Origin of the sequence: Microbacterium paraoxydans (assembly GCF_018224615.1) — a bacterium.
Lineage (GTDB): Bacteria > Actinomycetota > Actinomycetes > Actinomycetales > Microbacteriaceae > Microbacterium > Microbacterium paraoxydans_B.
In genome coordinates this window covers 714,703-727,110 of the sequence record NZ_JAGTUK010000001.1, presented here as the reverse complement: position 1 = coordinate 727,110, position 12,408 = coordinate 714,703, and the positions used below count along the sequence as shown (strand labels likewise).

The 12,408-nt window shown below is 70.3% G+C and carries 16 protein-coding genes; 7 read left to right on the top strand and 9 right to left on the bottom strand.

Annotated elements, in window-relative coordinates:
• Window positions 1-129 precede the first annotated feature (129 nt).
• The 7 genes from KE274_RS03430 to KE274_RS03400 all read right to left on the bottom strand — a co-directional run bounded on the left by KE274_RS03430 (window position 130) and on the right by KE274_RS03400 (window position 3,481).
• Window positions 130-432: a Dabb family protein gene (locus KE274_RS03430; protein WP_211541257.1), complete on the bottom strand. Its 303-nt coding sequence runs from the start codon at window positions 430-432 to the stop codon at window positions 130-132.
• The gene (locus KE274_RS03425; RefSeq protein ID WP_211541256.1) at window positions 429-725 is read right to left on the bottom strand and encodes a glutaredoxin family protein; all 297 of its coding nucleotides are present in this window, start codon (window positions 723-725) and stop codon (window positions 429-431) included. The genes KE274_RS03430 and KE274_RS03425 overlap by 4 nt, the downstream gene beginning before the upstream one ends.
• On the bottom strand, window positions 722-1,024 hold the full coding sequence (locus tag KE274_RS03420; RefSeq protein ID WP_136035875.1) for a rhodanese-like domain-containing protein: 303 nt from the start codon (window positions 1,022-1,024) through the stop codon (window positions 722-724). Before KE274_RS03420 ends, KE274_RS03425 begins: the two co-directional genes overlap by 4 nt.
• A gap of 75 nt (window positions 1,025-1,099) precedes the next feature.
• A complete protein-coding gene (locus tag KE274_RS03415) occupies window positions 1,100-1,198 on the bottom strand; it encodes a 30S ribosomal protein bS22 (RefSeq protein ID WP_003792170.1) in 99 nt (32 codons plus the stop codon).
• Window positions 1,199-1,316: 118 nt separating this feature from the next.
• Window positions 1,317-1,508 (bottom strand): helix-turn-helix domain-containing protein, encoded by a 192-nt coding sequence (locus KE274_RS03410; RefSeq protein WP_211541255.1) that lies wholly within the window; start codon window positions 1,506-1,508, stop codon window positions 1,317-1,319.
• A 75-nt stretch (window positions 1,509-1,583) separates the two neighbouring features.
• Entirely contained in the window at window positions 1,584-2,510 is a 927-nt protein-coding gene (locus KE274_RS03405) for a cyclase family protein (RefSeq protein WP_211541254.1), read from the bottom strand.
• A 38-nt stretch (window positions 2,511-2,548) separates the two neighbouring features.
• On the bottom strand, window positions 2,549-3,481 hold the full coding sequence (locus KE274_RS03400) for a TetR/AcrR family transcriptional regulator (protein ID WP_211541253.1): 933 nt from the start codon (window positions 3,479-3,481) through the stop codon (window positions 2,549-2,551).
• Between the two features lie 98 nt (window positions 3,482-3,579).
• Here KE274_RS03400 and KE274_RS03395 point away from each other — a divergent pair, with 98 nt between their 5' ends.
• Both KE274_RS03395 and KE274_RS03390 read left to right on the top strand, forming a co-directional pair.
• Entirely contained in the window at window positions 3,580-4,485 is a 906-nt protein-coding gene (locus KE274_RS03395; protein ID WP_211541252.1) for an ATP-binding cassette domain-containing protein, read from the top strand.
• A complete protein-coding gene (locus KE274_RS03390; RefSeq protein ID WP_211541251.1) occupies window positions 4,482-5,306 on the top strand; it encodes an ABC transporter permease in 825 nt (274 codons plus the stop codon). The genes KE274_RS03395 and KE274_RS03390 overlap by 4 nt, the downstream gene beginning before the upstream one ends.
• Before the next feature lie 189 nt (window positions 5,307-5,495).
• On the opposite strand, the gene KE274_RS03385 is transcribed toward KE274_RS03390, so the two are convergent.
• Window positions 5,496-5,912, bottom strand: coding sequence for an ArsR/SmtB family transcription factor (locus KE274_RS03385; RefSeq protein ID WP_211541250.1), 417 nt, complete (start codon window positions 5,910-5,912; stop codon window positions 5,496-5,498).
• Window positions 5,913-6,004: 92 nt separating this feature from the next.
• Here KE274_RS03385 and KE274_RS03380 point away from each other — a divergent pair, with 92 nt between their 5' ends.
• The 4 genes from KE274_RS03380 to KE274_RS03365 all read left to right on the top strand — a co-directional run bounded on the left by KE274_RS03380 (window position 6,005) and on the right by KE274_RS03365 (window position 10,514).
• Window positions 6,005-7,435: a TrkH family potassium uptake protein gene (locus KE274_RS03380; protein ID WP_211541249.1), complete on the top strand. Its 1,431-nt coding sequence runs from the start codon at window positions 6,005-6,007 to the stop codon at window positions 7,433-7,435.
• Window positions 7,428-8,099, top strand: a complete 672-nt coding sequence (locus KE274_RS03375) for a potassium channel family protein (protein ID WP_136031985.1) — start codon at window positions 7,428-7,430, stop codon at window positions 8,097-8,099. The genes KE274_RS03380 and KE274_RS03375 overlap by 8 nt, the downstream gene beginning before the upstream one ends.
• 64 nt (window positions 8,100-8,163) lie before the next feature.
• On the top strand, window positions 8,164-8,940 hold the full coding sequence (locus KE274_RS03370; RefSeq protein WP_211541248.1) for an ABC transporter ATP-binding protein: 777 nt from the start codon (window positions 8,164-8,166) through the stop codon (window positions 8,938-8,940).
• A complete protein-coding gene (locus tag KE274_RS03365; RefSeq protein ID WP_211541247.1) occupies window positions 8,922-10,514 on the top strand; it encodes a hypothetical protein in 1,593 nt (530 codons plus the stop codon). The genes KE274_RS03370 and KE274_RS03365 overlap by 19 nt, the downstream gene beginning before the upstream one ends.
• 16 nt (window positions 10,515-10,530) lie before the next feature.
• Here KE274_RS03365 and proC read toward each other — a convergent pair whose 3' ends face one another.
• Window positions 10,531-11,370 (bottom strand): pyrroline-5-carboxylate reductase, encoded by an 840-nt coding sequence (gene proC / locus KE274_RS03360; protein ID WP_211541246.1) that lies wholly within the window; start codon window positions 11,368-11,370, stop codon window positions 10,531-10,533.
• Between the two features lie 59 nt (window positions 11,371-11,429).
• Here proC and KE274_RS03355 point away from each other — a divergent pair, with 59 nt between their 5' ends.
• Window positions 11,430-12,401 carry a cation diffusion facilitator family transporter gene (locus tag KE274_RS03355; RefSeq protein ID WP_211541245.1) on the top strand — a complete coding sequence of 324 codons (972 nt, stop codon included), beginning with the start codon at window positions 11,430-11,432 and terminating at the stop codon, window positions 12,399-12,401.
• Window positions 12,402-12,408 lie beyond the last annotated feature (7 nt).

Here is a 12,408-nt window from a genome sequence, read left to right as displayed (position 1 = left end):
TCGGGGGCGGGGTGCGCCCGCGGACGGGTAGGAGATCATCTAAACATGCGGCTCGTCGCGTGACCAATGACATCGGCACGCGACCGCATTACGTTTGTGTTTCGGTGCCTCGTCTCGCGGCACCGGGTGTCACACCTCGACGTCGACGGCCACGCGGCCGGAGACGACGGAACGGATGTAGCCGGCGACCTCCTCGTGCGCGGGGTGCACCTGATACTGCTCCAGGGCCTCCACCGACTCGAACTCCGCGACGAGCGTGACGTCCCAGTTGGTGTCGGGATACACGTCGTTCGCGCCCGCCCAGATGCTGCGCAGCTGCGGCACGACGCCGTCGAGCGCATTCAGCCGGCGGGCGACCTCGGCCGCCTGGTCTGCGCGGGTGGCCGCGTCTTCGGCCGCGAGCTTCCAGGCCACGACATGGCGGATGGTCATCGCGCCTCCTTCTGGTCGGCGCGCGCGTCGGCGCTCACGGCTTCCTCCAGCGCCGCACGCAGGCGGTCCGGCGAGACGCGCCAGTGGGCGTGCAGGTGCCCGTCGATCAGCACGACCGGGATCTTCTCCCACCACTGCTCGTACAGCGCGGGGTCTTCGGCGATCGACGCCTCGACGATCTGGATCCGCTCGGCGGCGGCATCGGGCAGCTCGGCGACCACGGCGTCGACGACCTCGGAGGCCACGTCGCACAGGTGGCAGTCGGGCTTGCCGATCAGGGTGAGCGTGGTCACGCCGACGGAACCTCGACCTCGCGGCCCTGGGCGATCCATTCGCCCGTTCCGCCCTCGACGTTGGTGGCGTCGTACCCGCGCGCCTCGAGCGCCTCGACCACCCGGGCCGAACGCCCGCCGGCCTGGCAGATCACGTCGAAGGACTCCGCGGGGAGCTCGTCGAGTCGATTGCCGATCTCCGACATCGGGATGTTCACCGCCCCCGGCACGTGGCCGGCCGCGAACTCGTGCACCTCCCGCACATCGATGAGCGGGGTGCCGGAGCGCTCGGCGAGTTCGGCGACGGTGATCGACTTCATGACATCCTCTCGGCGGTGCGGCGCGGCAGAGACACAAAGCGCCCGTCCGAAGACAGGCGCTCGGTGTCTGGCCGCTTACTTCTTGTTGCGGCGCTGGTGGCGAGTCTTGCGAAGCAGCTTGCGGTGCTTCTTCTTCGCCATGCGCTTGCGGCGCTTCTTGATGACAGAACCCACGGAAACCTCACTAAGTCAGGGGCTGGGTGTCGCCGAATCGGACACCCGGGTACGGGCACGAAAAAATGCCTCGGATCATCCTAGCAAACCCGCGGAGCGCCTCGCGCCGCCCGGCGGATCAGCCGACGTCGGCGATCGGTCGCTGCAACGCTTCGGCCACCGCCGACTCCGGCACGCGATAGCTGCGGCCGAAGCGAATGGCGGGCAGCTCCCCGGCGTGCACGAGCCGGTACACGGTCATCTTGGACACGCGCATCAGCTCGGCGACCTCGGCCACCGTCAGGAATCGGACATCTGGAACCTCGGGCATCCCACGTACCCCTTTCTCGATGAGCACACTCTATGGGGTGGCTGGGACACGTGTAAACCCGCGTGACTCGTGTGATCAATGAGACGGGGGAACCGTCGCGAACGCCCGCACCGGGAACGTGGCGAAGCCGCGGATCGCCGGAGGTGCCGCCGTGAACCGCGCCCCGCGGGACGGCACCGCGTCCAGCCCCGTCAGATGCTCGACCACATGCACGCCCGCCGCGAGCAGGATGCTGTGCGCCGGACGCTCGCCGCCGCTCTCGATGTCGTCGATGTTGATGGCGTCGATGCCCACCAGGCGCACGCCCGAATCGACCAGGAAGCGGGCACCGTCCCCGGTGAGGAACGGACTCCCCTCCGCGTACTGCGGCGTGCCGAAGTGACGGCTCCATCCCGTGTCGAGCAGCACCGCGGCCCCGCGGAGGTCGCGGTCGGCCAGGGTCGCGGCGCGGATCCCCCGCTGCTCGGCCGTCCACGCATCACGGAGGTGGAACACCTCGGCCGGGAGACCGACGAGCGTGCCCAGGTCGAGCCCGGCCAGGTCGGCGCCGTCGGCGTAGCGATGCGCGGGAGCATCGAGGTAGGTGCCGGTGTTCCCGATCATCGTCAGGGTGTCCATGGCGAACTCGGTGCCCGGCGCGTACCTCTCCCGCGACGCCTCGCGGGTGAGGAACGGCGTGATCGTCGGCGCCGGCAGTCCGGGGTAGGTGACCATGCCCGCCTCGATCGGGTGACTGAGGTCGATCACGCGCTCCTCGGCACCGGGCTCGGACGGCACCTCCACGCCACGGCTGCCGCGATGCGCTTCTTCCACGATGCGCAGGTCGCGCAGCTCCACGTCGGACACCAGCGCCAGTCCCAGGTGCCGCACGAGCAGGGTGGCGATCTCCTCTGCCGTGAGGTCGGGCCGGGGCAAGTCGAGCCGGAAGCCCTCCCCGTGCATGCCGCCGCCGTTGGCGAACGCGATCGTGAAGTCGAAGTGGGCGCGATGGGGTGCCGTCATCCCCCCATCCTGCCGACCCAGAGGCACCCTCGGGTCGTTCAGCCGGACTTCTTCGCCTTCGCCACGCGCTCCCTCGCCTCGCGCAGCGCCTGCCGCTCGGCCTTGCGCGCGGCGCGCAAGGCCTTCTCGGCGTCGCGGCTCGCCTTCTGCGCCTCCTTGAGTCGCTTGTCCCCGGCGAGCTCGGCCGCATCGAGGGCGACCCACTGCTCGTCGGCACGGTGCGGCTCACCGCGCTCCAGACCGGCCATGTACGCGGCAGCGCCGTCGAGGGTGCGCTCGACCGCGAACCGGAAGGGATCGGCGGGCGACAGGAACACGCCGTCGTCGATCGCGCGACGCAGCGCGGGGAACTCCTCGGCGGTGATGACCCGGTCGTACAGCGATGCCTCGCGCACCGCCACCTGCTCCGCCGTCAGACCGGACGACCGGGACTGGAGGGTGTACCCGGCCTGGACGATGCCGCACCACCGCGCGTGGCCGGTGACGGCGAGCGCGACGGCCATGCGCTCCTCGGCCGTCAGCGGAGTCTCGTCGAGTGCGGCGAGGCTCGCGTCGAGCCATGCGGAGCTGTTGGGAGTGATCGGCGAGCCCTGGATCGGCAGCGACAGCATCCACGGATGACGCAGGTAGAGGAGGACCTGCGCCTCGTACAACGCCAGAAGCCGGTCGCGCCAGCCCTCGGCCTCGAGATGACTCTCGGGCGGAAGGCCCGTCGCCTCCTCCTGCATCAGCAGCAGCAGGTCGTCCTTCGCCGACACGTAGCGGTAGAGCGACATGGGGGTGAATCCGAGACGGGCCGCGACCGCCGCCATGGACACGGCACCGATCCCCTCGGTGTCGGCGAGGTCGACGGCGGCCTCGACGATCTTCTCCACGCTCATCTCCCGCTTGGGGCCGCGCTGCGGGTCGGCTGCCACTCCCCAGGCGAGCGCGATCCCGCGCGGCAGCTCGGGCGGCTCGATCTCGGTCATGACATCCATCGTAGTTCTGTTTATTTCATAAACAGTGTGTTACGGTCATACACAATTGCGTTGCCCATACACAGTTTGCCCCTCGGAAAGGACCCACGATGGAGACAGCCATCACCGTGCGCGACCTGCGCACGTCGTTCGGCGGGAGGACGGTGCTCGACGGATTGAGCCTCGACGTCGCCCGCGGCGAGGTCTTCGCCCTCCTCGGCCCGAACGGCGCCGGGAAGACGACGACCATCAACATCCTCACCACCCTCACCACCGCGGACAGCGGCTCGGCCACGGTCGCCGGATGGGACGTGCGGTCGCACCCCACCGAGGTGCAGCGGCGGATCAGTCTCACCGGCCAGTCCGCCGCCGTCGACGACGCGCTCACCGCCACCGAGAACGTCGTCATGTTCGCGCGGCTCTCCGGACTCGGACGCGTCGCTGCGCGGCGACGCGCGGCCGACCTCATCGCGCAGTTCGACCTCGCGGACGCCGCGTCCCGGGCCGTCCGCACCTTCTCCGGGGGCATGCGCCGGCGACTCGACCTGGCGCTCAGCTTCGTCGTCACGCCCGAGGTGCTGTTCCTCGACGAGCCGACCACCGGACTCGACACGCGCAGCCGCCGAGACCTGTGGGACACCATCCGCGCCCTGGCCGGCGCGGGGACCACGGTCTTCCTCACGACGCAGTATCTGGAAGAGGCCGATCAGCTCGCGGATCGCATCGCCGTGCTGTACGACGGCCGCATCGCCGCCCTCGGCACCGCCGCGGAGCTCAAGGCGCGCGTGGGCGGCGACACGGTCGAGCTCCACGACGCGGACGGCCGGCTGCGCCGCGAGATCCCGACGGACGGCACGGTCGCGGGTCTCCGTCGCGCCCTGGATCTGCTCGACGACGGCGGCGACCACGGCGTCGTCACCCTCCGCCGCCCCACCCTCGACGACGTGTTCCTCGCGGTCACGGCGGCAGGAGACCACACCGCGACCGACACCGTCCCCCTGAAGGAGCCCGCATGAACACCGCCGTCGCCGCCCCCGCGCGGCCCCTGTCCCCCGCGAACCCGCAGCCGCGTCCTCGGCTGCGCGGCCTGACCGCCGAGACCGTCTTCGTCGGCCGCAGCCTGCGCCACTCGCTGCGCGACGGCGAATCGCTCCTCATGGCGATCCTGCTCCCGGTGATGCTCATGCTCATGTTCACGTGGGTGTTCGGCGGGGCGATCGATCCCACCGGCGCGTACGTCGACTACGTCGTGCCCGGCATCATCCTCACGTGCGCGGGCTTCGGCGCATCCTCCACCGCGGTGTACGTCGCGAACGACATGCGCTCGGGCATCATCGACCGGTTCCGCACGATGCCCCTCCGCTCCGGAGCCGTGCTCACGGGCCACGTGGTGGCGAGCGTGCTCCGCAACCTCGTGGCCACGGCGATCGTGATCGGTGTCGGGGTCCTGGTCGGCTTCCGCCCCACGGCATCCGCGGTCGAGTGGATCGCCCTCGCCGGACTGATCACGCTCTACATCCTCGCCATCACGTATCTGTTCGCCGCGATCGGGCTCGCCGCCGGAAGCCCCGAGGGAGCGAACGGCTACGGGTTCGTGCTGCTCTTCCTGCCCTACCTGTCCAGCGCGTTCGTGCCGGTCGCGAGCATGCCCGAGTGGCTGCAGCCGGTCGCCGCGCACCAGCCCATCACGCCGATCGTGGAGACCATCCGCGCGCTGCTCATGGACACCGACGCCGGCACGCAACCCTGGTGGGCGGTGGGCTGGTGCGTCGTGATCCTCAGCGTCGCCGCCGTCTGGGGCGCGTGGCTGTTCCGGCGGAAGGCTGGACGGCGCTGACCCCGCCGATCCCAGCCGGCGCATAGCCGCCGCTCGCCGATCGCCCAGACAGCGCTGCCACTCTCGATGGAGGACTTGTGCCGGCACCGCCGAGTCCATCGCGGAGCTGGGGTCCGTGGATCGCCCCTGACGACATGCCCCCCTGTCGTCAGGGGCGATGTCCGTTCCGGCGCCGACGTGCCGAGGGCGTCAGGCCCCGAGCCGCTTGAGCGCCGACGTCACGACGTGCTTGGCCGAGGCCGCCGCGCGCCCGACCACTTCCGCGGCGTGGGCAGCCCCGTCCGGAAGGCCCACGCCGGGGTAGGCCACGTCGGGAGCCGTGTCGCCGTAGGCATCGACGAGGAACGGGACGAGCCAGTCGTCGACGACCTCGAGCGGCTCGACCGCGAGGCTGTAGAACCGGCGCTGGCCATCCTCGCGCACGGTCACGAGCTCGGCATCGCGCAGCACCTTGAGGTGCTTGGAGACGGTGGGCTGGCTGATCCCCAGGTCGGCCACGATCTGGCTCACGCTGGTGCCGGTCTCGCCTTCGGACGTGCGTCGGAGCAGGAGCTGGAGGATGTCGCGCCTCGTACCGTCTGCGATCACGTCGAAGATGTCCGTCATGGGTTCAGGGTAGTCGCCCCCGGCACGGAGTACCATGACGAGGGCTCGGCGGGAGGCGTCGCGCGCGGATGGATTCGAACGAGGGGGCAGCGATGTCGGGCATCGTTTCGGCGTCGTCACCCCGGCAGCGGTTCCCCGGCTCGGGCGGACGCTTCAAGCACCTCATCACCTCATCGCCCTCGCGGTTCGCGATCGCGGTGTTCGCACTGCTGATCCTCGTCTTCACCGTCCTCTTCTCGCTGCCGATCGCGTCGGCCGACCGCACCGTCACCCCGCTGAGCGACGCGCTCTTCACCGCCGTCTCCACGATCTGCGTCACGGGTCTGGCGACCGTCGACATGGCCAACCACTGGTCGCCGTTCGGCCACGTCCTGGTGTTCATCGGGGTCAACATCGGCGCACTGGGCGTGCTCACACTCGCCTCGCTGATGGGCATGCTCATCTCCAAACGTCTCGGTCTGCGGGCCAAGCTCATGGCGGCGGGCGACACGAACCCCCTGCGCGCGCACGGTGGCGTCGTGAACGAGAGCCAGACCGTGCGGCTCGGCGAGGTCGGACAGCTGCTGACCACCGTCGCCCTCTCCGCCCTCATCATCGAGGCCTCGCTCGCCGCTCTCCTCTACCCGGCGCTCGTGATGGCGAAGGTCGATCCCATCGCCGCGCTCTGGGAAGCGCCGTACTTCGCCGCCATGGCGTTCACCAACACCGGCTTCGCGCCCAACGACGGCGGCGTCGCGGTGTTCGCCGACGATTATCTCGTGCTGTTCCTGCTCATGGTGGGCGTCTTCCTCGGCAGCATCGGCTTCCCCGTGATCTACACGCTCGCCAAGCACGTATGGCATGTGAAGCGGTGGTCGCTGCACTCCAAGCTGACCATCGTCACCACGGTGCTGCTGTTCGTGCTCGGTGCGGCCGCGTTCCTGATCCTCGAGTACGACAACCCGCGGACCTTCGGTTCGATGGACGCCGCGGACACCACCTTCCAGGCGTTCTTCCTCTCGGCCATGACGCGCTCCGGCGGGTTCAACGTGATCGAGATGGACGACCTCAACGGCTCGTCCCTGCTCGCGGCGAGCATGCTCATGTTCGTGGGCGGCGGCTCCGCCTCCACCGCGGGCGGAATCAAGGTGACCACGCTGGCGGTGCTCGCGATCGCGGTGTGGTCGGAGGCGAAGGGGCGGCAGTCGGTCGAGGCGTTCGGCCGCCGCATCCCGAGCGACGTGCAGCGCGTGGCTCTCAGCGTCGTCGCGTGGGGCGCCACCATCGTGGCCCTGTCGACCATCGTGATCGCCCAGATCACCAAGGCCGACATCAGCCATGTGCTGTTCGACGTGATCTCGGCGTTCGCCACGGTCGGCCTGTCCACCGGGCTCACCGCCGACCTGCCCGACGCCGGCTCCTACGTGCTCGCCGCGACCATCTTCATGGGCCGCGTTGGTACAGTGACTCTCGCCGCGGCAGTCGCCGCGACATCCCGAACGCAGTACTACTCACTGCCGGTGGAAAGGCCGATCGTTGGTTGAAGTCCTGCGGGGCGACGCTCCCGTCCTCGTCATCGGCCTCGGCCGGTTCGGTGCGGCCTGCGCCGGAGAGCTCGACCGCCTCGACCGCGAGGTGCTCGCGATCGACGACAACCTCGAGCTCGTGCAGAAGTGGTCGGAGCGCGTCACGCACACCGTGCAGGCCGACGCCAGGAACATCGATGCGCTGCGCCAGATCGGCGCCCAGGACTTCCAGGTCGCCGTCGTCGCCGTCGGCTCCTCGATCGAGGCGTCAGTGCTCATCACCGCGAACCTCGTCGACCTGAAGGTGCCGCAGATCTGGGCCAAGGCCGTGTCGCAGTCGCACGGCAAGATCCTCGCCCGTGTCGGCGCCAACCACGTGATCTACCCCGAGCGCGAGGCCGGCGAGCGCGTCGCCCACCTGGTCAGCGGTCGCATGCTCGACTTCATCCGCTTCGACGACGACTTCGTGCTCGCCAAGATGTACCCGCCGAAGTTCATCCGTGGCGTCGGCCTGAACGAGTCCGGCGTGCGGTCGAAGTACAAGGTCACGGTCGTCGGAGTGAAGAGTCCCGGCAAACCGTTCCGCTACGCCGAGGCGAACACGATCGTGACCAACCACGACCTCATCATCGTGTCGGGCACCAACAGCGACATCGAACGCTTCGCCGCCCTCGACCGCTGACCGGGAGCGCGACTCCCCCGCGCGACGGATGCCCTCGCCGCCACACGCGTGATGGGATGGGGCCATGACCGACCACGCCCCGGCCCCGCCCGTGCTCGCCCTCCGCGGACTGCGTAAGCAGTTCGGACAGAAGGTGGCCGTCGACGGCCTCTCCCTCGACGTGCCGGCCGGATCGATGCTCGGCCTGCTCGGGCCGAACGGCGCAGGCAAGACCACCACGCTCGCGATGACGACGGGACTGCTGCGCCCGGACGCGGGAACCGCGTGGGTGCTCGGCCGCGACGTGTGGCAGGACCCGGCGGGAGCCAAGGCGCTCATGGGCGTGCTGCCCGACGGCATCCGCATGCTCGACCGCCTGACCGGTGCCGAGCTGCTGCGCTACACAGGGCTGCTGCGGGGAATGCCGGAGCCCGAGGTGCACGCCCGCACGGCGGACCTGCTCGACGCCCTCGGCCTGACCGACGCCCGCGACACCCTGGTGGTGGACTACTCGGCCGGCATGCGCAAGAAGATCGGGTTGGCGTGCGCGCTGATCCACGCACCGCGACTGCTGCTGCTCGACGAACCCCTGGAGGCGGTCGACCCGGTGTCCGGTCAGACCATCCGGCAGATCCTGCGCGCCTTCGTCGACAGCGGGGGCACGGTCGTCCTGTCCAGCCACGTGATGGAGCTGGTGGAGTCGATGTGCGACCGCGTCGCGATCGTCGCGGAGGGTCGCCTGCTCGCCCACGGAGAGCTCGACGAGGTGCGGGCGGGCATGTCGCTGCAGCAGCGGTTCCTGTCGCTCGTCGGCGCTCACGAACTGGGAACGGAGACCCTCGCGTGGTTGCGCTCCTCGTAAGCCTGCGGCTGCGCCAGCTCGGTCACCAGCTCGCGCGCAACCCGTGGATGATCGTGACGCTCGTTGTGGTCGGGCTCTTCGCGGTCAGCTTCCTCGCGGTCCTGACCGTCGGGCTCGTGCTTCTGCGGGTCGGCGCACCCGATGCCGCCGCGACGGTCCTGGTGCTGACGGGCGGCGTGATCGTGCTGGGCTGGTGGGTCGGGTCGATCCTCGTGAGCGGCGACGACGCCCTCGCACCCGAGCGCTTCGCGCTGCTCCCGGTCACGGCGAGCCGGATGCTGCCCGGGCTCGTGGTGGCGGGCGCGACCACGATCGGCGGCATCGGCACCGCGCTGGCGCTCGTGCTGATGCTCCTCGGCTGGTCGGTCACGGTGCCCGCCCTGCTCGCGGCGCTCGTGCTGATCCCGGTGGTCCTGGCGACCTGCGTGCTGGGCGCCCGTGTCGTGAGCGGCCTGCTCGGGCGGTGGCTCGCCCGTCGACGCATCCGCGACCTGGTGCTCACGCTGGGCGTGGCGCTGCTCGCGTCGTCCGGCCTGCTGCTCAACCTCGGCCTCCAGGCGCTCACGAGCGTGCAGGACATCCGCGGAGCGTTCGCGACGGTCGCGGAGATCGCGGCGTGGACCCCGGTCGCCGCGGTGTTCGGCGTGCCGGCGGCGCTCGCCCAGGGGGCAGTGGGGGTCGCACTGCTCCGCCTGCTCGTCGCGCTCGCCACCGTCGCTGCGCTGTGGATGGCCGCGCGGGCCCTGCTCGATGCACGACTCACCGCCCCGATCGTCTCCAGCGGCGGCGGTCGCGTGCGTTCCGGTGGCGTGCTCGACCGGATGCTGCCGTCCGGCCCCGCGGGGGCGATCGCGGGTCGCACGCTCCGCTACTTCCGCCGCGACCCGCGTCAGGTCATCAACGTGGTGATGTTGCTCCTTCTCCCCGCGATCTTCCTCGGGCTCGCCCTGATGAACGGTCTGCGGGAGGACTCCGTGGGCTTCGGTCCCGCTGTCATCCTGATCCCCGCCATCAACGCCCTCCTCGCGGGCAGCATCGTGCAACTCGCGGTCGCCTACGACAACGACGCGGTCGCACTGCACATCCTCACCGGCGTGAGCGGCACCGCCGACCGCGCGGGACGGCTGCTCGGCTTCGGGCTCATCGGCCTTCCGGTCACGGTCGTCCTGTGCGTCGCGACGTGCCTGGTCGCCCAGCGGCCGGATCTGCTGCCGGCGAGCCTCGGGGCGGCGCTCGGGCTGATGGCGGTGTCGGCGGGAGCGGGCGCGTGGGTGGGGGCCTTCCTCCCCGGTCGTGCTCCGGCTCCCGAGGCCAGCCCGTTCGGTCGCGGGTCGGCGGGCGGCGCGCAGTCGTTCCTCGCGATGCTGATCATGTCGCCGATCACGCTGATCCTCGGCGCCCCGGCGCTGGGTTTTGCGATCGCCGCGATCTGGATGCCCCCGCTCGGCTGGGTCAGCCTGCTGTGCGCGGTCGTGATCGGCGCGGGAGCCGTGTGGGGCGGGACGGTACTGGGCGGGAGGACGCTCGAGCGGCGCTGGCCCGAGGTGCTCGCCGAGGTGTCCAGCGAGGGCTGACCCCCGCAGCCGCGCGTCACGCCCCCGCGGCGAGTTCCTTCGCACGTGCGAGCGCGGCGGCCGCGGCATCGGCGAACGTCCGGTCGAGATGCGCGTCCTGCAGCACGGCGACGGCGCGCTCGGTCGTGCCCTTCGGGCTGGTGACACGGCGTCGCAGCTCGGCCGGGTCTTCGCCTGACGCGTCGAGCAGAGCAGTCGCCCCGATGAAGGTCTGCTCCACCATGAGCCGCGCGTCGGCCTCGTCGAACCCCATCCCGACGGCCGCCTTCGTGAACTCCTCGATCAGCAGGAAGACGTAGGCGGGACCCGAGCCGGAGATCGTGGACAGCGCGTCGATCTGCGACTCCGGCACCTCCACCACCGCGCCGACCGTCTCGAACAGGCGACGCACGAGCGCGAGGTCGTCGGCGGTCGCGGCGACACCGGCCGCGAGACCCGTCACGCCCTTGCGCACCGTCGAGGGGGTGTTCGGCATCGACCGGATCACGCGGGCTTCGGCGCCCAGGGCATCGGCGAACGTCTGCAGCGTCACCCCGGCCGCGAGGCTCACCACGATCGTGTCAGCCCCGAGGCTCGGCGCGATCTCGCGGAGCAGATCGGGCACCATCGCGGGTTTCACCCCCACCAGCACGATCCGTGCACCGCCCACGGCCTCCACGTTGCCCTCCGGCCGCTCGGACAGCGCGATGCTGGTCACCCCGTCGAGCCCGTCGAGAGCCGCCGCCTTCTCCGCCGTGCGGTTGGTCGCGGTGATGCCCCCGTCGACGGCGACGCCCGAGGCGAGCACGCCACGAAGGATCGCCCCGCCCATCGAACCGGCACCGAGGAACGCGAGGGAGGGAAGCGAATCAGCCATGTGGTCATCCTACGGCGGGCTCCCCCGCATCCCCCGTCGGGCGGTTCTAGACTCGACGCATGAGTGCATCCGGAGGCAGCAAGGCCATCGTCGCGGCGTTCCTGGCGAACCTGGGCATCGCCCTCGCGAAGTTCCTCGCCTGGGCACTCTCCGGCTCCGCCTCCATGCTCGCCGAGGCCATTCACTCGGTGGCCGACTCGGGCAACCAGCTGCTGCTCATGCTCGGCGGTCGCAAGGCCAAGCGGCGCGCGGACCGTGCACACCCCTTCGGCTACGGTCGCGAACGGTACGTGTACGCGTTCGTGGTCTCGATCATCCTGTTCTCCGTCGGCGGTCTGTTCGCGATCTACGAGGGCGTCGAGAAGCTCACGAACCCGCACGAGCTCGACCAGACCTGGTGGTGGCTGCCGCTCGTCGTGCTGCTGATCGCCATCGGCCTGGAGTCGTTCTCGCTGCGCACCGCCGTGAAGGAGAGCAACCTGGTGCGCGACAAGGGTCAGTCGTGGACCTCTTTCGTACGACGCGCAAAGGCGCCCGAGCTGCCCGTCGTGCTGCTGGAGGACATCGGCGCCCTGACCGGACTGACGTTCGCGCTGCTCGGCGTGGGGCTCACCCTGATCACCGGCAACCCCCTGTTCGACGCACTCGGAACCGTCATGATCGGTGTCCTGCTGGTGCTGATCGCCATCGTGCTCGGTGTCGAGACCAAGAGCCTGCTGGTGGGCGAAGGGGCGACACAGGCCGATGAGGACCGCATCGTCGACGCGATCACGGACGGGCCCGAGATCGAGAAGATCATCCACCTGAAGACCCTGTACCTCGGCCCGGACGAGCTGATGGTCGCCGCCAAGATCGCGCTCAACGCCGACAAGCCGCTGCGCGAGGTCGCCGACGACATCGACGCCATCGAGGCCCGGATCCGCGAGGCCGTCCCGGTCGCGCGCGTCGTCTACCTCGAACCCGACGTGTACCGTCCGGCGATCGACCCGGAGCCCTCGACCGACGTGTTCGTGCTCAAGTCGTCAGACTGAGGCGGCA